We start from the raw sequence: 18,545 nt of genomic DNA, 5'->3' as shown, positions 1-18,545 counted from the left end.
CGAGCCTGCTCGCGAAGAGGCCTTCAAATTCACTGAAGATTTTGGCCTTTCCAATATCCAGAAACAATTAAGCAGCCGTCAGGCTGCTCAATAAACTGTTCCCGTTACGTTTACGTCACCGTGAGGCCACCCTCGCTTGTGGTGTTTCTCTACGGCAACGTGCCATCACGCTACTCCGCTACACACTTTTCGCTAATGACCGGTCGCACCATCAAGGTGCGACATCAGAAGCGCCTGCCCTTTCCTGGATCAGAATCCACGGCGAAACCACCACTGCCCACAGCTGCGGATCGCGTTCGAAAAGATCCAGCGCCCGCGTTTCAGACAGCTTGGCGAGTCTGTCTTCGGCCAGCCAGGCAGCGACTTTCTCGCCCTCATCCGAGGCCACGGCTTCGGCGGCAGCGATCAGATCCAGCGCCGGGTCGACCCACAATAGGGCACCCTTGGCGAAGAACGGCTCCAACTCCTTCCAGGTAATAGATGCGGTTTCACCAAGCAGCTTGGCATAGAGGGTGCTAGGTTCTTGATTCATGGGCGCTGTCCGGAAAAGAAATCGACGGGAATGATAACGTCGGTGGTCCGCCAGAAAAACCCGGTTGCAAATCGCTTCACCGAACGAAAAGAGCAGGAACGCCAAGGAATGCTGCCGATTGGGATATATGCCCACGAACGCCCCGCCGCAATTCTGTCTTTTTCATTCAAAAATGCGACACCCCCAAGTTTTGCCCCTCGGCGCCCGCTTCCCAGGCTAACAACCGGCGCTCTACACTGTACCGGTACAGTTGCCGGGGGCATTTCCGGAGGGTATCGCAAAGATATCTGACCCGGTTCTGCTGCTACGGCGCCAGGACTCTAAAAAATACAACAGTAAGAGTGGAGCACTATGACTAAGGCTACTAAGCAGATTTCCAAACTGTTTGCCGCTATGGTTCTGGCCGGGGTTGCCAGCCATTCGTTCGCAGCTGACACCATCAAAATCGGTATCGCCGGTCCTAAAACCGGTCCAGTAGCCCAGTACGGCGACATGCAGTTCAGTGGCGCAAAAATGGCCATCGAGCAAATCAACGCCAAGGGCGGCGTCGACGGCAAGAAGCTCGAAGCCGTTGAATACGACGATGCCTGCGATCCAAAACAAGCGGTAGCGGTCGCGAACAAGGTCGTCAACGACGGCGTCAAGTTCGTGGTCGGTCACCTGTGCTCCAGCTCCACTCAACCGGCTTCGGACATCTACGAAGACGAAGGCGTGATCATGATCACCCCGGCTGCCACCAGCCCGGACATCACCGCCCGTGGTTACAAAATGGTCTTCCGTACCATCGGTCTGGACAGCGCCCAGGGCCCTGCCGCCGGTAACTACATTGCCGACCACGTGAAACCGAAAATCGTCGGCGTCCTGCACGACAAGCAGCAGTACGGTGAAGGCATCGCCACCGCGGTCAAATCGACCCTCGAGAAGAAAGGCACCAAGGTTGCCGTGTTCGAAGGCGTCAACGCCGGCGACAAAGACTTCTCGGCGATCATCGCCAAGCTCAAGCAAGCCAACGTCGACTTCGTTTACTACGGCGGCTACCACCCGGAGCTGGGTCTGATCCTGCGTCAAGCCCAGGAAAAAGGCCTGAAAGCCAAGTTCATGGGTCCGGAAGGCGTGGGTAACGACTCGATCACCCAGATCGCCAAGGATGCTTCCGAAGGCCTGCTGGTGACCCTGCCGAAATCCTTCGACCAGGATCCAGCCAACATCGCTCTGGCCGATGCGTTCAAAGCGAAGAAAGAAGATCCGAGCGGTCCGTTCGTGTTCCCGTCCTACTCGGCGGTTGAAGTGATTGCCGAAGGCATCAAGGCAGCCAAGTCCGAAGACGCGACCAAAGTGGCTGAAGCCATCCACGCCGGCACCTTCAAGACCCCGACTGGCGACCTGAGCTTCGACGCCAAGGGCGACCTCAAAGACTTCAAATTCGTGGTCTACGAGTGGCACAACGGCAAGCCTAAAACTGAAGTATCGCCTCAGTAAGGCGCTGCCTGACTGACTGCCAATAAAGCCCACGGCGTGCCGTGGGCTTTGTTTTACGAATGTATTGGGCCGCGCTGGCGTGATCCGCCAGTCTCCCCACCTGAAAATCTCAAAACCGTCATCAGCGGTTCGCTGGCAAAACCCGGATTCGAAGTGGATATAGATCCACGGGGCCGGGCGGGAAAATGACTCCACCAGTGAAATGCGTATCAGGTTTTTAGGAGCGCTGTAATGCCTGACATCTATCACTTCTTCCAACAGCTGGTTAACGGCCTGAACGTTGGCAGCATGTATGCCTTGATCGCCATCGGCTACACGATGGTTTACGGCATCATTGGAATGATCAACTTCGCCCACGGCGAGGTGTACATGATCGGCTCCTACGTGGCGTTCATCGCCATCGCCGGGTTGACCATGATGGGACTCGACAGTGTCCCGCTGTTGATGACCGCGGCGTTCATCGCCAGCATCGTCGTCACCAGTTCCTACGGTTACAGCATCGAACGGATCGCCTACCGCCCCCTGCGCGGCAGCAACCGTCTGATCCCGCTGATTTCCGCGATCGGTATGTCGATTTTCCTGCAGAACACGGTTCTGCTGGCGCAAGACTCCAAGGACAAAGCTATCCCCAACCTGATTCCGGGCAACCTTGCCTTCGGTCCAGGTGGCGCACAAGAAGTGCTGATTTCCTACATGCAAATCGTGGTGTTCGTGGTGACAGTGATCGCCATGCTCGGCCTGACGCTGTTCATCTCCCGCTCTCGCCTGGGTCGCGCCTGCCGCGCCTGCGCCGAAGACATCAAGATGGCCAACCTGCTCGGCATCAACACCAACAACATCATCGCCCTGACCTTCGTCATTGGTGCCGCGCTGGCAGCCGTTGCGGCTGTGCTGCTGAGCATGCAATACGGCGTGATCAACCCGAACGCCGGTTTCCTCGTCGGCCTCAAAGCCTTCACCGCAGCAGTACTCGGCGGTATCGGCAGCATCCCTGGCGCCATGCTCGGCGGCTTGGTGCTTGGGGTGGCGGAAGCGTTTGGCGCCGATATCTTCGGTGACCAGTACAAGGACGTCGTGGCTTTCGGCTTGTTGGTTCTGGTGCTGTTGTTCCGTCCGACCGGCATTCTGGGCCGTCCGGAGGTTGAGAAAGTATGACTAGGAATCTTAAACAGGCACTGTTCAGTGCCTTGCTGGTTTGGGCCGTGGCCTACCCGGTACTCGGTCTGAAACTGACCATCGTCGGCATCAACCTGGAAGTGCACAACACCAGCCCGGCCGTACTGGCGACCATCGCCATCTGCTCGGTGCTGATGTTCTTGCGCGTGCTGTTCAATCAGCAGATCAGCAAAGCCTGGCGCTCGTCGCCGGGCCTGCCGCTGATCCCGGCCAAGGCGAGCAACTTCCTCACCCTGCCGACCACTCAGCGCTATTTCATCATTGCGCTGATCCTGGTCGCACTGGTGTGGCCGTTCTTCGGCTCCCGTGGTGCGGTGGACATCGCGACGCTGATCCTGATCTACGTGATGCTCGGCCTCGGTCTGAACATCGTGGTCGGTCTGGCCGGTCTGCTCGACCTCGGTTACGTCGGCTTCTACGCCGTCGGCGCCTACAGCTACGCGCTGCTGTCGCACTACTACGGCCTGAGCTTCTGGATCTGCCTGCCGATTGCCGGCCTGATGGCGGCGACGTTCGGCTTCCTGCTGGGCTTCCCGGTGTTGCGTTTGCGCGGTGACTACCTGGCGATCGTGACCCTCGGCTTCGGTGAGATCATCCGTCTGTTCCTGCGTAACCTGACCGACATCACCGGCGGTCCGAACGGCATCAGCAACATCGAGAAACCGACGTTCTTCGGTCTGACCTTCGAACGTAAAGCCGCTGAAGGCATGCAAACCTTTCACGAGTATTTCGGCCTGCAATACAACTCGATCAACAAGGTGATCTTCCTTTACCTGGTGGCCCTGTTGCTGGCGCTGGCGGCGCTGTTCGTCATCAACCGTCTGCTGCGCATGCCGATCGGCCGTGCGTGGGAAGCGCTGCGTGAAGACGAAATCGCTTGCCGTGCACTGGGTCTGAATCCAACGATCATCAAGCTCTCCGCGTTCACCCTCGGCGCTGCATTCGCCGGTTTCGCCGGTAGCTTCTTCGCCGCCCGTCAGGGTCTGGTGACCCCGGAGTCGTTCACCTTCATCGAGTCGGCGATCATCCTCGCCATCGTTGTGTTGGGTGGCATGGGCTCGCAGTTAGGTGTGATCCTGGCTGCGGTGGTGATGATCCTGTTGCCGGAAATGATGCGTGAGTTCAGCGAGTACCGCATGTTGATGTTCGGTGCCCTGATGGTGTTGATGATGATCTGGCGTCCACAAGGTCTGCTGCCGATGCAACGCCCACACATGGAGTTGCGAAAATGAGCCGCGAGATCTTGAAAGTTGAAAACCTGAGCATGCGCTTCGGCGGCTTGCTGGCGGTCAACGGCGTGGCACTGACCGTCAAAGAGAAACAAGTGGTGGCACTGATCGGGCCGAACGGCGCGGGCAAGACCACCGTGTTCAACTGCCTGACCGGTTTCTACAAGCCATCTGGCGGCAGCATCCTGCTGGACGGCGAGCCGATTCAGGGTTTGCCGGGCCACAAGATCGCCCTCAAAGGCGTCGTGCGGACTTTCCAGAACGTGCGTTTGTTCAAGGACATGACGGCGGTCGAGAACCTGTTGATCGCCCAGCACCGGCACCTGAACACCAACTTCCTGTCCGGCCTGTTCAAGACCCCGGCGTTCCGCAAAAGCGAGCGCGAGGCCATGGAGTTTGCCGAGTACTGGCTGGAAAAGGTCAACCTCAAAGAGTTCGCCAACCGCACCGCCGGCACCCTCGCCTACGGTCAGCAACGGCGTCTGGAAATCGCTCGCTGCATGATGACCCGTCCGCGGATCCTCATGCTCGACGAACCGGCCGCCGGCCTGAACCCGAAGGAAACCGAAGACCTCAAGGCGCTGATCAGCGTGCTGCGTGAAGAGCACAACGTCACCGTGCTGTTGATCGAACACGACATGAAACTGGTCATGAGCATTTCCGACCACATCGTCGTGATCAACCAGGGCACGCCTCTGGCCGACGGCACGCCGGAACAGATCCGCGACAATCCTGAAGTGATCAAAGCCTACCTGGGGGAAGCGTAAATGCTGCAGTTCGAAAACGTTTCCACCTTCTACGGCAAGATCCAGGCCCTGCACAGCGTCAACGTCGAAGTCCGTCAGGGCGAAATCGTCACGCTGATCGGCGCCAACGGTGCCGGCAAGTCCACGCTGCTGATGACGCTCTGCGGTTCGCCGCAAGCGCACAGCGGCAGCATCCGCTACATGGGTGAGGAACTGGTCGGCCAGGACTCGTCGCAGATCATGCGCAAAAGCATCGCCGTAGTGCCGGAAGGTCGTCGGGTATTTGCCCGTCTGACCGTTGAAGAAAACCTCGCCATGGGCGGATTCTTCACCGACAAGGGCGACTATCAGGAACAGATGGACAAAGTTCTCGGACTTTTCCCACGCCTGAAAGAACGTTTTGCCCAGCGCGGCGGCACCATGTCCGGCGGCGAACAGCAAATGCTCGCTATCGGCCGTGCGCTGATGAGCAAGCCGAAACTGCTGCTGCTCGATGAGCCGTCGCTAGGCCTGGCGCCGATCATCATCCAGCAGATCTTCGACATCATCGAACAGCTGCGCAAGGACGGCGTGACGGTGTTCCTGGTCGAGCAGAACGCCAACCAGGCGCTGAAAATCGCCGACCGCGCCTACGTTCTGGAGAACGGCCGCGTGGTCATGCAAGGCACCGGTGAAGCCCTGCTGACCGACCCGAAAGTGCGCGAGGCGTACCTCGGCGGTTGATAGTTTTCGCCCAACAAAAAAACGGCCTTCGGGCCGTTTTTTTGTGTCTGCACGATTTTCAGATTCTCCAAAAATCCCTTGTAGGAGTGAGCCTGCTCGCGATGGCGTCGTGTCATTCAACATCGCCAGTCTCTGACATGACGCCATTGCGAGCAGGCTCACTCCTACAGGACTCTGCGTTTTTCCAAAAAGATTTTGAGCAGGCTGTAACGCAACGCCACCTCGTTTCTCTAGAGGGATAAGCAAGCGCAACCGCGCTTGTAAAATCCCTGAACAAGACTGGAGAAACACCATGACTGCTACCACCCGCACCTTGTCCGCCACCGCCCTGGTTCTGGCCCTCGGTTCTGCCCTGAGCATGACTGCTGTATCGACCGTCCACGCTGCTGACGCCGACATGGAAAAATGCTTCGGCGTGGCCATGAAAGGCAAGAACGACTGCGCCGCAGGTGCAGGCACCACCTGTGCCGGCACCGCAAAAATGGACTATCAGGCCAACGCCTGGAAACTCGTTCCAGAGGGCACCTGCGCTACCACTGAAAGCAAAACCTCGCCGACCGGTTTCGGGCAGATGCAAGCCTTCAAAGCCAAGTCCTGATTTCTGGTTTGCCTGAGTGACGATCATGTTCACAACTCAACTCCCCAACCTCCCCGGCACTCAGGCAGCCTGCGCCGCACTCCCGCCGCGTGCCGGGCTGGGACTCAAGACCGGGCACTTTCGTGAAGTGCTCGGCTCACAACCGGACATCGGTTTCTTCGAAGTCCACGCCGAAAACTACATGGTGGCCGGCGGTCCGTTTCATCATTTTCTCGGTTTGATCCGCGATCAGTATCCGCTGTCGTTGCACGGTGTCGGCTTGTCCATCGGCGCTGAAGGGCCGCTGGATAAACAACATCTTCAACGCCTTGCCGAGCTGATTCAGCGCTATCAACCGCAAGCCTTTTCCGAACATCTGGCCTGGTCGAGCCACGGCCCGGTGTTTCTCAATGATCTGTTGCCGCTGGCCTATGACACGCCGACGTTGAACCGCGTCTGCGCGCACATCGACCAGGTGCAGAACACGCTCAAGCGGCCAATGTTGCTGGAGAACCCGGCGACCTATCTCGGCTTCCAGCGCTCGACCCTCGATGAGCCGGATTTCATCGCCGAGGTGATCCGCCGCAGCGGCTGTGGCCTGTTGCTCGACGTGAACAATGTCTACGTGTCGTGCATCAATCATCAGCGCGACCCGCAGGCTTATCTCGACGCGTTGCCGCTGCACGCCGTCGGTGAAATTCATCTGGCGGGGTTTGCCGAGGATTGCGACAGCCTCGGCGATCGTCTGCTGATCGACGATCACGGGGCGCCGATCGATCAGGCTGTCTGGGATTTGTACCAACAAGCGCTGCAACGCATCGGCCCGGTAGCCACGTTGATTGAGCGTGACAATCAGGTGCCGGCATTCGACGTGCTGCTGGCCGAGGCGCGTCAGGCAGAAAGGCTGTTAAGCCTTGCCGGAGCTCAGCCATGAGCAGCCAAACCGCATTCGCTACCGCCCTGCTCGATGTGCAATTGCCCTGCCCCGACGGCTTGTGCAGCGCCAACGGTGCCGACCCGGCCAGCCGCTTCGCGGTGTATCGCAACAACGTGCAGAGTTCGCTGATCAACGCGCTGGCCGACAGTTATCCGGTGGTCATGCAATTGGTCGGCGTAGAATTCTTTCGCGCGATGGCGACCATTTTTGTCCAGACCCAACCGCCATACAGTCCACTGATGAGTTGTTACGGCGAAGGATTTGTCGACTTCATTGCCGGGTTCGAACCGGCCGCCAGCGTGGCGTATCTGGCTGACGTGGCGCGCCTCGAAGGCTTGCGCACCCGCGCCTATCACGCCGCCGATGCATCGCCGATCCGACCGGAAGAAATCACCGCCGCCCTCGCCCACCCGCAAATACTGAGCACGCTGAGCGTCGTGCTGCATCCCTCCCTGCGCTTGCTCGACTCACCCTGGCCGGTGGTTGCGATCTGGGCGGCGCATCAACGGCAAGACAGCCTCGCAGGTATCGACTTGCATCGGGGGCAACATGCGCTGGTATTGCGCAATCACCTCGACGTTGAAGTGATGGTCATCGAGCCCGGCGCCAGCGTATTCATCCGCCAACTGATCGCAGGCCAGCCATTGCTGCGAGCGGCAGAAACAAGCCCGTCCTTCGATCTGGCGCAAACCCTTGGCTTGCTGATCGCGCACAACGCCATCTGTGATTTGAACGACAAGGAATTGCCATGAACAACCTCATCGTCCGCGCGATCGCGCTGCTGGCAAAAATCCCGCACAGCCTGATTGCCTTGGTTGCGCGTTTTTCGATTGCCGCGGTGTTCTGGAAGTCCGGGCAGACCAAGGTCGAGGGATTGGCCATCGACCTGGTCGACGGCACATTTCAACTGGGCTGGCCGCGCTTGGCCGACTCGACGATTCCGCTGTTCCAGAGCGAATACCACGTGCCGCTGCTGTCGCCCGAGATCGCGGCGCACATGGCGGCGTTCGCCGAGCATTTTTTTCCGCTGCTGATTCTGATGGGCTTCGCCACGCGATTTTCGGCGTTGGCGCTGCTGGGCATGACCCTGACCATTCAGTTGTTTGTGTACCCGGATGCGTATCCGACTCATGGCACGTGGGCGGCGGTGTTGCTGTATTTGATGGCGACCGGGCCGGGTAGATTGTCGGTCGATCACCTGATTGCCCGCGGCTATTCCCGATAAATCAACGCTGCAGTCGATCCAGCGCTTCGCCGCTGCGCTTGAACCAGCCGATCAAATAATCCGCGAGCACTTGCGTACGTTTAGGCAAACCACCCTGATACGGATGCACCAGGTACATCGGCATGCGTCGCGTCTGAAAATCACGCAGGAGCCAGCGCAATCGACCGTCAGCCAATTCCGCCTGCAACAGGTAGGACGGCAACCGGGCAATGCCGGCGCCGGTGAGTGCGGCTTTCTTCAGCAGGTTGTAGTGATTGCTGGCGAACGGGCCGGACACCCGCACCCGCAACAATTCGTGCTGCTGGTGATACAACCATTCCTCGCGCCCGCTGTAGTGGCTATTGAGCAAACAACGGTGTTCAGCCAGCGCCTGCGGGGTCGTCGGCTCACCGAAACGTTCGAGATAAGCCGGGCTGGCGCAGGTCATTTCCTGCCAGGCCAGCAGCGGTTTGGCGACCAGACGTTGGTCATTGGCCACTTCAGAGCGAATCGCCAGATCAAACCCGTCCCGAAACAGGTCGCGATAACTGTTGTTCAGCTCCAGCTCGATCTGCACCTCGGGGTATTGCTGCGAAAACTCCAACAGCAGGCCGTCGAAGAAGGTTTCCCCCAGCGATACCGGAACCGTCATACGCACCGGGCCGGCCATGTCGTCCTTCAATCGCGCCAATGCCTGACGCGCCTTTTCGACCTGGACGACAAGCGCCTGGGCCTGAGGCAACAACGCCGCGCCCGCCGCCGTCAGGCTCAAGCGCCGAGTAGTGCGCTGCAGCAACACCACGGAAAACTGCGCTTCGAGCTGGCTGATGCGCTTGGACAACTGGCCCTTGCTGCAACCCAATTGCTGCGCAGCGAGGGTAAAGCTGCCCGCTTCGATCAACACCGCGAAGGCGGCGAGGTCATCCATTTCGCTCATGGATTGTTTCCATTTGAAAACCAAAGGTTGCCTATTAGCGCGCTTATCCACAGAAAAAACCACTCTAGACTGAAACCTCGTTCAATCACTTGAGGTACAGCTCGATGAAAATTCTGTTGATAGGCGCTGGCGGCACCATCGGTTCGGCGGTGGACAAAGAACTCTCGCAACGCCACGAAGTCATCCGCATCGGGCGCAGCAGCGGTGATTTGCAGGTGGATATCAGCGACAGCGCGTCAATCCGCAAACTGTTCGAACAAACCGGCAAGTTCGATGCACTGGTCTGCGCCGCTGGCAACGTCACCTTCGCACCCCTAGGTGAGATGACTGAAGACAGTTTTGCCCTCGGCCTCAAAGACAAGCTGATGGGCCAGGTCAACCTGCTGCTGATCGGCCGCGAATTTGCCAACGACGGCGCTTCATTCACCTTCACCACTGGCGTGCTCAGCCACGATCCGATCCGCAGCGGCGCCTCGGCAGCGCTGGTGAATGGCGCTCTCGACAGCTTCGTCCGTGCAGCCGCCACCGAACTGCCTCGCGGTCTGCGCGTGAACTCGATCAGCCCCACCGTGTTGCTCGAAGCGATGGGTAAATATGCGCCGTACTTCCGTGGCTACAAGCCAGTGCCTGCGGCCGATGTGGCGTTGGCCTACGCGAAAAGTGTCGAAGGCCTGCAAACAGGTCAGACGTTTCACGTGGGCTAAGCCCTTGTGATGAACGGTCAGGCTGCGTAACGTGGCGGCACTTGTCTGGAGAGCCGAAGATGCGTGTTGCCCGTTCGTTAGTCGTTGTTGCCCTGCTGCCGTTGTTTGCCGCTTGCCAGTTGTTCGATGGTCAGCGAGAAAGTGCCTCGCACGTCGGGCAGACGCGGATGCAGGGGCAACTGACTGCCGCTGACGGCAAACTGGTGTTCCAGCCGTGTCAGGATCAGCGCCAATTGGTGGTCAATGACATTGGCGGCACCAGCGTTTTGCAGGAAGCTGCCACCCTCGCCGACGAGCAGGGCAAACTGTTCGCTGATGTTCGTGGCAAAGTCTCAGGCGATCGCCTCGATCTGACCCAGCTGTATCGCGTCGAACGCAACGGCACCGCCTGCGACGATCCGAATTTCAAACTGTTGATTCTGCGCGCCGCCGGCCATGGCCCGGAGTGGAACGTCAAGGTCAGCGGCAAAGGCATGGTCATCGACCGCGACGGCCAGCCACCACTCGCCGTGCCGTACGTTGAAGAACAGCTGGGCGACGGCCGCTTCAATCTGAGCAGCGAAGCCAACAACCAGCGCATCGAATTGTGGGTCGCGCCGCAACGTTGCGTCGACAGCAGCACCGGCAGCGTGCAGCACATGAGCGCCGAGTTGCGCATCGATGGCCAGGTGCAGCGCGGTTGCGGGTATTTCGGCGGATCGCGCAACGACTGAGCGTTTTAGCCTCACCGGATCCGGCCTTTGCGGCTTATAATCGCGGCCTTCAAACGCCCTGGCGCAGTTGTGCGCCCCGCGAATCCGGATCCTCGCCATGTTACGAATCACTGAACTCAAGCTGCCAATCGACCATCCCGAAGAAGACCTGCGCCCTGCCATCGTGCAGCGTCTGGGCATCGCCAGCGATGATTTGCTCGATTTCACCTTGTTCAAGCGCAGCTACGACGCGCGCAAAAAGTCCTCCGAACTGTGCTTCATCTACACCATCGACCTCGAAGTGCGCGACGAGGCCAAGGTGTTGGGCAAGTTCGCCGACGACCGTAACGTCAACGTGGCGCCGGATGTCAGCTACAAATTCGTCGGTGAAGCGCCGAGCGACCTGAGTCAGCGCCCGATCATCGTCGGTTTCGGCCCGTGCGGGATTTTTGCCGGCCTGTTGCTGGCGCAAATGGGCTTCAAGCCGATCGTTCTCGAACGCGGCACCGAAGTTCGTCAGCGCACCAAAGACACTTGGGGCCTGTGGCGTAAAAGCGTGCTCAATCCAGAATCCAACGTGCAGTTCGGCGAAGGCGGCGCGGGAACATTCTCTGACGGCAAGCTGTACAGCCAGATCAAAGACCCGAAATTCCTCGGCCGCAAAGTCCTGCACGAGTTCGTCAAGGCCGGCGCGCCGGAAGAAATCCTCTACGTCAGCAAGCCGCACATCGGTACATTCCGTCTGACCGGCATGGTTGAAAACATGCGCGAACAGATCCGCGAACTGGGCGGCGAAGTACGCTTCCAGGAGCGCGTCACCGACGTGCTGATCGAAGACGGCCAACTGGTCGGCGTCGAACTGGCCAGCGGCGAAACCCTGCATTCGAAACACGTGGTTCTGGCCCTCGGCCACAGCGCCCGCGACACCTTCCGCATGCTCCACAGCCGTGGCGTGTTCATGGAAGCCAAGCCGTTCTCGGTGGGTTTCCGTATCGAACACCCGCAATCGCTGATCGACCGCGCGCGACTGGGCAAGTACGCCGGCCACCCGAAACTCGGCGCCGCCGACTACAAACTGGTGCACCACGCCAAGAACGGCCGTTCGGTCTACAGCTTCTGCATGTGCCCGGGCGGCACCGTGGTGGCAGCCACTTCCGAGCCGAACCGGGTGGTCACCAACGGCATGAGCCAGTACTCGCGTAACGAGCGCAACGCCAACTCCGGCATCGTCGTAGGCATCACCCCGGAAGTCGATTATCCGGGGGGCCCGCTGGCCGGAATCGAGTTGCAGGAACGCCTGGAATCCCACGCGTTCATCCTCGGCGGCAGCGATTACAAGGCACCGGCGCAACTGGTTGGCGACTTCATCAACGACATTCCTTCGACCGAACTGGGCGAAGTCGAGCCGTCGTACAAACCGGGTGTAGCGCTGGGTGACTTGGCGTTGGCGTTGCCGGACTTTGCCATTGAAGCGATTCGGGAAGCGTTGCCGGCGTTCGAGAAACAGATTCGCGGTTACTCGCTGCACGATGCGGTGTTGACCGGTATCGAGACGCGCACCTCGTCCCCGCTGCGCATTACCCGCAACGAGACGCTGCAGAGCATGAACGTGAAGGGCTTGTTCCCGGCCGGTGAGGGCGCGGGTTATGCGGGCGGGATTCTGTCGGCAGGTGTGGATGGGATTCGGATTGCTGAAGCGGTGGCACGCGACATCCTCGGCCTGACTGACTAATCATCTGAAGTAACACAAGTCCATGTGGGAGCGAGCCTGCTCGCGAAAGCGGTATTTCAGTCAACGATGATGTTGAATGAGATGACCCCTTCGCGAGCAGGCTCGCTCCCACATTTGTTTTGTGTGCTTCTTTAAATATTGGCGCGTAAGACTGAAGTCGGCAGCGGCTCACCGCGCTCGGCACTCGCCGCCACGACGTCGATTAAATCGGCCAACTCGTAACCCTGCATCTTCAGCCAATCCTGATCGTAATAGGTGTCGGCGTAACGCTCGCCGCCATCGCACAGAATCGCCACGATCGACCCCGACTCCCCCGTCGCCTTCATCTGCTGCGCCGCCATTAAAGCGCCGATCAGATTGGTCCCGCTCGACCCGCCAACATGCCGCCCGAGACGCTGCGCCAAGTAATGCATGGCCGCCAGCGACAAGGCGTCCGGCACTTTGACCATCGCATCGATCACCTTGGGCAGGAACGACGCCTCGACCCGAGGTCGGCCAATGCCTTCAATGCGCGAACCGCACTCCAGGCGCAGACTTGCATCGCCAGTCTGGTAGTAATCGAAAAACACCGAACGCTCAGCATCGGCGCACAACACGCGGGTGCAGTGCTGGCGATAGCGCACATAACGACCGAGCGTCGCAGTGGTGCCGCCGGTGCCAGGGCTGGAAATCAGCCAGCTCGGTTCCGGGTGCTTTTCGTAGCGCATCTGCTGGAAGATCGATTCAGCGATGTTGTTGTTCGCGCGCCAGTCTGTAGCGCGCTCGGCGTAGGTGAACTGGTCGATGAAGTGACCGCTATGCTCACGGGCCAGACGCTCGGATTCGGCGTAAATCTGCGTCGGATCTTTCACCAGATGACTTTGGCCACCATAGAAGGCGATCTGCGCAATCTTCTCTTTGGACGTGGTCGCCGGCATCACCGCAATGAACGGCAAGCCCAGCATCCGCGCAAAATACGCCTCGGAAATCGCCGTCGAACCGCTGGACGCCTCGATGACCGGGGCACCGGGTTTCAACCAGCCATTACACAGTGCGTAGAGAAACAGTGAACGGGCCAAGCGATGTTTAAGGCTGCCAGTCGGATGGCTGGACTCATCCTTGAAATACAACTCGATGCCCGCGAAACCCGGCAGCGGCAAAGGGATCAGGTGGGTGTCGGCGCTGCGCTGAAAGTCCGCTTCGATGATGCGGATGGCTTCGCGGGCCCACTGTCGGTTGTCGCTCATGGTGAAAGTTCTCGTTGAATCGGGCAGGGAATAGATCTGTTCGAAAGGCTCACTCGTCAGCTTAGGAAAAAACCTACAGCGCGCACAGATACAGCTGAGTCTCAATGTGTCAGACAACTGCTAGGCTCAGCGTGGCTTGAGCTAGACACCCTGTAACGACATATAACAAAAAAGAATATAACTTTTGTTTTAACAACTAAGGGTACGGGTTAGGGTGTCGCACCTTTTTGACGATTCCATGGAGAGCGACCTTGCCTCTGCGTAGCACTTTCACGCGTTTCTTTCAGTTGGAAGCTGCCAGCGGTCTGTTATTGATCGCCGCAGCCATCCTGGCTCTGATTATCAACAACTCGCCGCTGTCGTGGCTGTACACCGGCCTGCTCGACACCCCAGTGGTGGCGCAGATCGGTGCGTTGAAAATCGCTAAACCCCTGCTGCTGTGGATCAACGACGGCCTGATGGCGATGTTCTTCCTGCTGATTGGCCTGGAAGTGAAACGCGAAGTTCTCGACGGTCAACTGTCGAAACCGTCGCAGATCGTCCTGCCCGGTGCGGCGGCGATCGGCGGCATGCTGGTGCCAGCGCTGATCTACTGGTTCCTGAACCGCGACAACCCTGCAGCCCTCAGCGGCTGGGCGATTCCGACGGCCACCGACATCGCCTTCGCCCTCGGCGTCCTGGCCCTGCTTGGCAAGCGAGTCCCGGTGTCGCTGAAGCTGTTCCTGATGACCCTGGCGATCATCGATGACCTTGGCGCCATCGTGATCATTGCGATCTTCTATTCCGGCGAACTGTCGACCCTGTCGCTGGGTCTCGCGGCAGCCTGTATCGCGGCGCTGGTAGCGATGAACCGGCTCGGCGTGGTCAAGCTCGGGCCGTACATGATCATTGGTTTGATCCTTTGGGTCTGCGTGCTCAAAAGCGGTGTCCACGCGACGCTGGCCGGCGTGACCCTGGCCTTCTGCATTCCGCTACGCACGAAAAACGCCGAGCCGTCGCCACTGCTGACCCTCGAACATGCGCTGCACCCGTGGGTCGCCTACGGCATCCTGCCGCTGTTCGCCTTCGCCAACGCTGGTCTGTCGCTGAGCGGCGTGACCGTCGAAAGCTTCACCCATCATGTGCCGATGGGCATTGCGGTCGGCCTGCTCCTGGGCAAAACCGTCGGCGTGTTCGGCCTGACCTGGCTGGCCGTCAAAGTCGGCATCGCCGCCCTGCCCCAAGGCGCAAATTGGGGTCAGGTGCTGGGCGTGGCGATCCTCTGCGGGATCGGCTTCACCATGAGCCTGTTCGTCGGCTCGCTGGCCTTCGAACCGGGCGTGAGTGATTACGCAGGCATGGACCGGATGGGCATTTTGACCGGGTCGATTCTGGCGGCGTTGATTGGTTATGCGGTGACGGCGGCGGCGAGTCGCAAGAACTCCCAAGCGATATAACCTCTGTGGCGAGGGAGCAAGCTCCCTCGCCACAAATTTCCTGCGTTCCTGTTACACGGCGAACAATCCCCACGTCTTTAGCGACGCGTCCTACAGCCACCATTTTTCTGCTTCGTTAACGTTGCGCAGCCCTTTGCGAAGGGCTGTCGACGGATGAACGAAAGGACGATCAGTGGCTGGCAACAAGGACATTCCTCGGGTTCAAAACCCACCGCAAGGCGACGGGCATCACGTCACCTACCGCTACATGACGGTCAGTGAACTGGCTGAACGTGACGCCAGACAAAACGCTTATGACGCCATGCTCGCCCGGCAGGAGGCTTTCGAGCGTAGCCGTGAGGTGGCGATCAAAAAGGCTGAGCCCGTTCGGGCTGGCTGCGTATTCGCCAAGTCCTGCAAATTGCCGGATGCGATTATTGATTACAGCAATCCCTCGGGCATGGTGCCGACTGACAGTCTGAAGGATTACGGCGATCTGATTCTGCTGGGCGCGCGTGAGGCCGATGAAAGCGGCGCAGTTCCTCTCAAGAAAATTGGAGCTACGGCCGTCCCGGCTGGGTTTGGCAGTCTGGCGTTGGCGGGGTCGGCTTTCGAAGCATTGCCTGCTGCTGTATCAAGCGCGGCTGTTGGACCTTTGGTTGGCTTGGTTGCGCTGTTCATGCCATCGAGCCTTGGCGACAGCGCGCTCTATACCGACGAGCAACTGCGCGGACTTGAACAGGCGCGAACGCGTGTTCGATTGAGAGTCGAACAACAGGCTGATGGAAGCTTGAAGGGCTACGGCTTCTACACCGGCAAGAATCGTGATTGGGAAATGGTTGATGTCGTGCAGTTCAAGTTGCGTGGCAGCCAGTTCATTGCTGACTTAGGCGAAGGTGTAAAACTGATCTGGACGCCTGCTGTGGATGGCTCGGACATCCTTGGTATTCCGGCGCTGGAGGCTGCACCGCAAGCACCACATATCTGGGTGTATCCGCCGACGAAAGCGGCGGATGGAATTCTGGTGAATCCGGTTTATCCGCCGGATTACCGGGATTTCATTCTGGTTTTTCCGGCGCATTCGGGGATACGACCGGTCTACGTTGTAGCGAACATTTCACATGGAAACTACCATCAAAAGCCCGAAAACCTGCCGGCATATCCCGATGCCCGATGGGCTACGCCAAAAACGCCAATAAAGGGTGGCGGAGGATTACGCCCACGTTGGAAAGACAGAGACGGCGTAATTTATGAATGGGACTTTCGACATGGAGCCATTGAAAAATATACAAAGCGTGGAAAACATTTCGGAGAGTTTAATCACGTAACAGGCGAGCAAACAAAACCGGCAGATCCAACCAGAAGGGTAGAACCATGAAACACCATGTCATGGGAGTAAAGAGAGGAGAAGATTTCCCACTCTTTCACCAAACGCTTGCCATCGCTACATCAGATTTAACAAGAGTCATGGGCTGGGAGAGTGAAGAAGAGTCCCAGCACGACTATAGGCTGACGGAGCAGCAGGTTATTGATATTGAAGAAGCATGCGCGATCAGCCTTCCTCGACATCTTGACCTTTATCTATCCACTCAGATTTAGCTCGCCGCGCCGAAAACAAAAAACAAAAAACAAAAACCCCGACCAGTCACCTGATCGGGGTTTTCTTTCGACCCTACATTCCGCTTAGTGCGAAACGCGGCTGGTCCCGCCGACGGTGGAGATGCGCACGCGTTCGCCAACGCGGAACACTTCGTTCTCCTGCACTTGCTGCACATAGGCACGCATGCTGCCGTCGTCTTCACGCACGGTGATTTCCACACCTTGAGTCCGGGTCAGGCCTTCTTCCGTTGCCGAGCCGAGCAGGCCACCCGCCACCGCACCGATCACCGCCGCAACGATGCTGCCCTTGCCGCCGCCGATGGCGCTGCCGCCAACGCCGCCGACCGCTGCACCGGCGATGCCGCCGATCGGGGTTTTGGTGCCTTCGATTTTGACCGGGCGCAGGGATTCGATGGTGCCCATGCGAATCGTCTGCACGCGACGCGCTTCGTCACGGGAGTAGGAGTCACCGGTCAGGCTCGACTGGCAGCCGGTCAGTAACATCGCCATCGTGGAAAAGGAAGCAACCAGCAGAACAGACTTACGCATAGCATCAACTCCAAAGGAACATATGTTCATTAAACTCCGTGGCTTGACGCCTGTCACGACGCTGCCCGGACAAATTCTGTTTCATTCAGGCGCGGTACAGACGCCTGCACGCGTCACCTGACATAGCCCTACAGTAGCGCCAAATAGCTGAGTCTGCGCCACCGAGACCAAGGATTTTTCATGGATTACTTCATCATCGTCGTCACCACTGCCGCCGGTTTGTACTTCCACTGGTGGTTGTTAGTGCGGATCAGGCGCTGGATGGATCGTGACCTGGCGCTGTCGCTGGCCGGCAAGGATGAGGGCAAACGCGCCTTCATGCTCGAACAGTTGGCCCGCGCTCAGGTGCAGAAGATCAAGCGTCGGGATCTGCCGAAGTGGCTGGAGGCCGCGTCAGCAGAGTATCCCGCTCGGTAGACTGTTCAGGGTGCCAGACGTTCAAGAATCCAGTCGGCGCCCTGCACACGGTAGTTGAGGCGATCGTGCAGACGGCTCGGACGGCCCTGCCAGAACTCGATGCGCTCAGGCAGCAGGCGGTAACCGCCCCAATGTTCGGGGCAGTCGGGTTGGGTATCGGAGAAACGCTGTTCGGTGGCCTTGAGCAAATCTTCCAGTTCACCGCGACCGTTGATCACCCGGCTCTGCGGTGATGCCCAGGCGCCGAGACGGCTGCCCAGCGGACGCACCTGGTAATACGCGTCGGACTCCTCAGGCGTGACCTTCACAACGCGGCCTTCGATGCGCACCTGGCGCTCGAGGGTTGGCCAAAAGAACGTCATGGCGGCGAACGGATTGGCCGCCAGATGTTGGCCCTTGGCACTGTCGTAGTTGGTGAAGAAGGTAAAGCCCTGCGCGTCCAGGCCCTTGAGCAGCAGAATGCGGCAATGCGGACGCCCTTGCGCATCGACCGTGGCCAGGGTCATGGCATTGGCTTCCACCGGCGCCTGTTCGGTTTTCACCGCGTCGGCAAACCATTGGTGAAACAGCGCAAACGGCTCGGCCGGGGCTTGCGCCTCGGTCAGGCCATCACGGGTGTAATCACGACGCATATCTGCCAGAGCCTGGGTCATGGCGCATTCCTTTTCGTT

At 59.0% G+C, this 18,545-nt stretch carries 21 protein-coding genes; 16 read left to right on the top strand and 5 right to left on the bottom strand.

Features of this window, described 5'->3' with window-relative positions; translation table 11 throughout:
- Nucleotides 1–211 precede the first annotated feature (211 nt).
- Nucleotides 212–532 carry a DUF2288 domain-containing protein gene (locus ACQ4OE_RS08170; protein ID WP_122591558.1) on the bottom strand — a complete coding sequence of 107 codons (321 nt, stop codon included), beginning with the start codon at nt 530–532 and terminating at the stop codon, nt 212–214.
- Between the two features lie 351 nt (nt 533–883).
- Here ACQ4OE_RS08170 and ACQ4OE_RS08165 point away from each other — a divergent pair, with 351 nt between their 5' ends.
- The 9 genes from ACQ4OE_RS08165 to ACQ4OE_RS08125 all read left to right on the top strand — a co-directional run bounded on the left by ACQ4OE_RS08165 (nt 884) and on the right by ACQ4OE_RS08125 (nt 8,624).
- Nucleotides 884–2,011 carry a branched-chain amino acid ABC transporter substrate-binding protein gene (locus ACQ4OE_RS08165; protein ID WP_007918518.1) on the top strand — a complete coding sequence of 376 codons (1,128 nt, stop codon included), beginning with the start codon at nt 884–886 and terminating at the stop codon, nt 2,009–2,011.
- A 231-nt stretch (nt 2,012–2,242) separates the two neighbouring features.
- Complete coding sequence (gene livH, locus ACQ4OE_RS08160; RefSeq protein WP_116028816.1) at nt 2,243–3,166, top strand: high-affinity branched-chain amino acid ABC transporter permease LivH; 924 nt, start codon at nt 2,243–2,245, stop codon at nt 3,164–3,166.
- The gene (locus ACQ4OE_RS08155) at nt 3,163–4,419 is read left to right on the top strand and encodes a high-affinity branched-chain amino acid ABC transporter permease LivM (protein ID WP_093438700.1); all 1,257 of its coding nucleotides are present in this window, start codon (nt 3,163–3,165) and stop codon (nt 4,417–4,419) included. The genes livH and ACQ4OE_RS08155 overlap by 4 nt, the downstream gene beginning before the upstream one ends.
- Complete coding sequence (gene livG / locus ACQ4OE_RS08150; protein ID WP_027621149.1) at nt 4,416–5,183, top strand: high-affinity branched-chain amino acid ABC transporter ATP-binding protein LivG; 768 nt, start codon at nt 4,416–4,418, stop codon at nt 5,181–5,183. The genes ACQ4OE_RS08155 and livG overlap by 4 nt, the downstream gene beginning before the upstream one ends.
- Nucleotides 5,184–5,885: an ABC transporter ATP-binding protein gene (locus ACQ4OE_RS08145; protein ID WP_019580929.1), complete on the top strand. Its 702-nt coding sequence runs from the start codon at nt 5,184–5,186 to the stop codon at nt 5,883–5,885.
- Between the two features lie 292 nt (nt 5,886–6,177).
- Nucleotides 6,178–6,483 (top strand): BufA1 family periplasmic bufferin-type metallophore, encoded by a 306-nt coding sequence (locus ACQ4OE_RS08140; RefSeq protein WP_430946312.1) that lies wholly within the window; start codon nt 6,178–6,180, stop codon nt 6,481–6,483.
- Nucleotides 6,484–6,508: 25 nt separating this feature from the next.
- Nucleotides 6,509–7,396, top strand: a complete 888-nt coding sequence (gene bufB / locus ACQ4OE_RS08135; protein ID WP_430946311.1) for an MNIO family bufferin maturase — start codon at nt 6,509–6,511, stop codon at nt 7,394–7,396.
- A complete protein-coding gene (locus ACQ4OE_RS08130; RefSeq protein WP_430946310.1) occupies nt 7,393–8,151 on the top strand; it encodes a DNA-binding domain-containing protein in 759 nt (252 codons plus the stop codon). Before bufB ends, ACQ4OE_RS08130 begins: the two co-directional genes overlap by 4 nt.
- The gene (locus ACQ4OE_RS08125) at nt 8,148–8,624 is read left to right on the top strand and encodes a DoxX family protein (RefSeq protein ID WP_430946309.1); all 477 of its coding nucleotides are present in this window, start codon (nt 8,148–8,150) and stop codon (nt 8,622–8,624) included. Before ACQ4OE_RS08130 ends, ACQ4OE_RS08125 begins: the two co-directional genes overlap by 4 nt.
- A gap of 1 nt (nt 8,625) precedes the next feature.
- Here ACQ4OE_RS08125 and ACQ4OE_RS08120 read toward each other — a convergent pair whose 3' ends face one another.
- Nucleotides 8,626–9,540: a LysR family transcriptional regulator gene (locus ACQ4OE_RS08120; RefSeq protein WP_430946308.1), complete on the bottom strand. Its 915-nt coding sequence runs from the start codon at nt 9,538–9,540 to the stop codon at nt 8,626–8,628.
- A 104-nt stretch (nt 9,541–9,644) separates the two neighbouring features.
- Between ACQ4OE_RS08120 and ACQ4OE_RS08115 the strand changes: the two genes are divergently transcribed.
- The 3 genes from ACQ4OE_RS08115 (at nt 9,645) to ACQ4OE_RS08105 (ending at nt 12,668) form a co-directional block, all read left to right on the top strand.
- The gene (locus ACQ4OE_RS08115; protein WP_430946307.1) at nt 9,645–10,244 is read left to right on the top strand and encodes a short chain dehydrogenase; all 600 of its coding nucleotides are present in this window, start codon (nt 9,645–9,647) and stop codon (nt 10,242–10,244) included.
- Between the two features lie 59 nt (nt 10,245–10,303).
- Nucleotides 10,304–10,957 carry a COG3650 family protein gene (locus ACQ4OE_RS08110; protein ID WP_430946306.1) on the top strand — a complete coding sequence of 218 codons (654 nt, stop codon included), beginning with the start codon at nt 10,304–10,306 and terminating at the stop codon, nt 10,955–10,957.
- 97 nt (nt 10,958–11,054) lie between these two features.
- A complete protein-coding gene (locus ACQ4OE_RS08105; RefSeq protein ID WP_430946305.1) occupies nt 11,055–12,668 on the top strand; it encodes an NAD(P)/FAD-dependent oxidoreductase in 1,614 nt (537 codons plus the stop codon).
- Between the two features lie 131 nt (nt 12,669–12,799).
- Here the strand turns inward: ACQ4OE_RS08105 and ACQ4OE_RS08100 are convergent, their stop codons facing one another.
- A complete protein-coding gene (locus ACQ4OE_RS08100; protein WP_430946304.1) occupies nt 12,800–13,894 on the bottom strand; it encodes a PLP-dependent cysteine synthase family protein in 1,095 nt (364 codons plus the stop codon).
- A gap of 251 nt (nt 13,895–14,145) precedes the next feature.
- Between ACQ4OE_RS08100 and nhaA the strand changes: the two genes are divergently transcribed.
- The 3 genes from nhaA (at nt 14,146) to ACQ4OE_RS08085 (ending at nt 16,908) form a co-directional block, all read left to right on the top strand.
- On the top strand, nt 14,146–15,330 hold the full coding sequence (gene nhaA / locus ACQ4OE_RS08095) for a Na+/H+ antiporter NhaA (RefSeq protein ID WP_430946303.1): 1,185 nt from the start codon (nt 14,146–14,148) through the stop codon (nt 15,328–15,330).
- Nucleotides 15,331–15,502: 172 nt separating this feature from the next.
- Nucleotides 15,503–16,687, top strand: a complete 1,185-nt coding sequence (locus ACQ4OE_RS08090; protein ID WP_430946302.1) for a colicin E3/pyocin S6 family cytotoxin — start codon at nt 15,503–15,505, stop codon at nt 16,685–16,687.
- The gene (locus tag ACQ4OE_RS08085) at nt 16,684–16,908 is read left to right on the top strand and encodes a pyocin S6 family toxin immunity protein (protein WP_430946301.1); all 225 of its coding nucleotides are present in this window, start codon (nt 16,684–16,686) and stop codon (nt 16,906–16,908) included. The genes ACQ4OE_RS08090 and ACQ4OE_RS08085 overlap by 4 nt, the downstream gene beginning before the upstream one ends.
- Nucleotides 16,909–16,992: 84 nt before the next feature.
- On the opposite strand, the gene ACQ4OE_RS08080 is transcribed toward ACQ4OE_RS08085, so the two are convergent.
- The gene (locus tag ACQ4OE_RS08080) at nt 16,993–17,457 is read right to left on the bottom strand and encodes a glycine zipper 2TM domain-containing protein (protein WP_122591533.1); all 465 of its coding nucleotides are present in this window, start codon (nt 17,455–17,457) and stop codon (nt 16,993–16,995) included.
- A 180-nt stretch (nt 17,458–17,637) separates the two neighbouring features.
- On the opposite strand from ACQ4OE_RS08080, the gene ACQ4OE_RS08075 reads away from it, so the two are divergent.
- The gene (locus ACQ4OE_RS08075) at nt 17,638–17,874 is read left to right on the top strand and encodes a hypothetical protein (RefSeq protein ID WP_430946300.1); all 237 of its coding nucleotides are present in this window, start codon (nt 17,638–17,640) and stop codon (nt 17,872–17,874) included.
- Nucleotides 17,875–17,879: 5 nt separating this feature from the next.
- On the opposite strand, the gene pdxH is transcribed toward ACQ4OE_RS08075, so the two are convergent.
- Entirely contained in the window at nt 17,880–18,527 is a 648-nt protein-coding gene (gene pdxH, locus ACQ4OE_RS08070; protein WP_430946299.1) for a pyridoxamine 5'-phosphate oxidase, read from the bottom strand.
- Nucleotides 18,528–18,545 lie beyond the last annotated feature (18 nt).

The organism is Pseudomonas sp. WC2 (assembly GCF_050586545.1).
Taxonomy (GTDB): domain Bacteria; phylum Pseudomonadota; class Gammaproteobacteria; order Pseudomonadales; family Pseudomonadaceae; genus Aquipseudomonas.
Note: the sequence above shows the minus strand (reverse complement) of the source record. Positions and strands in the feature narration are given on the sequence as shown.

Coding starts and splice junctions, on each gene's coding strand:
- livH (WP_116028816.1), top strand. CDS start 2,243: ATGCCTGACATCTATCACTTCTTCCAACAGCTGGTTAACGGCCTGAAC.
- ACQ4OE_RS08155 (WP_093438700.1), top strand. CDS start 3,163: ATGACTAGGAATCTTAAACAGGCACTGTTCAGTGCCTTGCTGGTTTGG.
- ACQ4OE_RS08100 (WP_430946304.1), bottom strand. CDS start 13,894: ATGAGCGACAACCGACAGTGGGCCCGCGAAGCCATCCGCATCATCGAA.
- pdxH (WP_430946299.1), bottom strand. CDS start 18,527: ATGACCCAGGCTCTGGCAGATATGCGTCGTGATTACACCCGTGATGGC.
- ACQ4OE_RS08130 (WP_430946310.1), top strand. CDS start 7,393: ATGAGCAGCCAAACCGCATTCGCTACCGCCCTGCTCGATGTGCAATTG.
- bufB (WP_430946311.1), top strand. CDS start 6,509: ATGTTCACAACTCAACTCCCCAACCTCCCCGGCACTCAGGCAGCCTGC.
- ACQ4OE_RS08120 (WP_430946308.1), bottom strand. CDS start 9,540: ATGAGCGAAATGGATGACCTCGCCGCCTTCGCGGTGTTGATCGAAGCG.
- ACQ4OE_RS08140 (WP_430946312.1), top strand. CDS start 6,178: ATGACTGCTACCACCCGCACCTTGTCCGCCACCGCCCTGGTTCTGGCC.
- livG (WP_027621149.1), top strand. CDS start 4,416: ATGAGCCGCGAGATCTTGAAAGTTGAAAACCTGAGCATGCGCTTCGGC.
- ACQ4OE_RS08165 (WP_007918518.1), top strand. CDS start 884: ATGACTAAGGCTACTAAGCAGATTTCCAAACTGTTTGCCGCTATGGTT.
- ACQ4OE_RS08075 (WP_430946300.1), top strand. CDS start 17,638: ATGGATTACTTCATCATCGTCGTCACCACTGCCGCCGGTTTGTACTTC.
- ACQ4OE_RS08145 (WP_019580929.1), top strand. CDS start 5,184: ATGCTGCAGTTCGAAAACGTTTCCACCTTCTACGGCAAGATCCAGGCC.
- ACQ4OE_RS08110 (WP_430946306.1), top strand. CDS start 10,304: ATGCGTGTTGCCCGTTCGTTAGTCGTTGTTGCCCTGCTGCCGTTGTTT.
- ACQ4OE_RS08125 (WP_430946309.1), top strand. CDS start 8,148: ATGAACAACCTCATCGTCCGCGCGATCGCGCTGCTGGCAAAAATCCCG.
- ACQ4OE_RS08080 (WP_122591533.1), bottom strand. CDS start 17,457: ATGCGTAAGTCTGTTCTGCTGGTTGCTTCCTTTTCCACGATGGCGATG.
- ACQ4OE_RS08115 (WP_430946307.1), top strand. CDS start 9,645: ATGAAAATTCTGTTGATAGGCGCTGGCGGCACCATCGGTTCGGCGGTG.
- ACQ4OE_RS08085 (WP_430946301.1), top strand. CDS start 16,684: ATGAAACACCATGTCATGGGAGTAAAGAGAGGAGAAGATTTCCCACTC.
- ACQ4OE_RS08170 (WP_122591558.1), bottom strand. CDS start 532: ATGAATCAAGAACCTAGCACCCTCTATGCCAAGCTGCTTGGTGAAACC.
- ACQ4OE_RS08105 (WP_430946305.1), top strand. CDS start 11,055: ATGTTACGAATCACTGAACTCAAGCTGCCAATCGACCATCCCGAAGAA.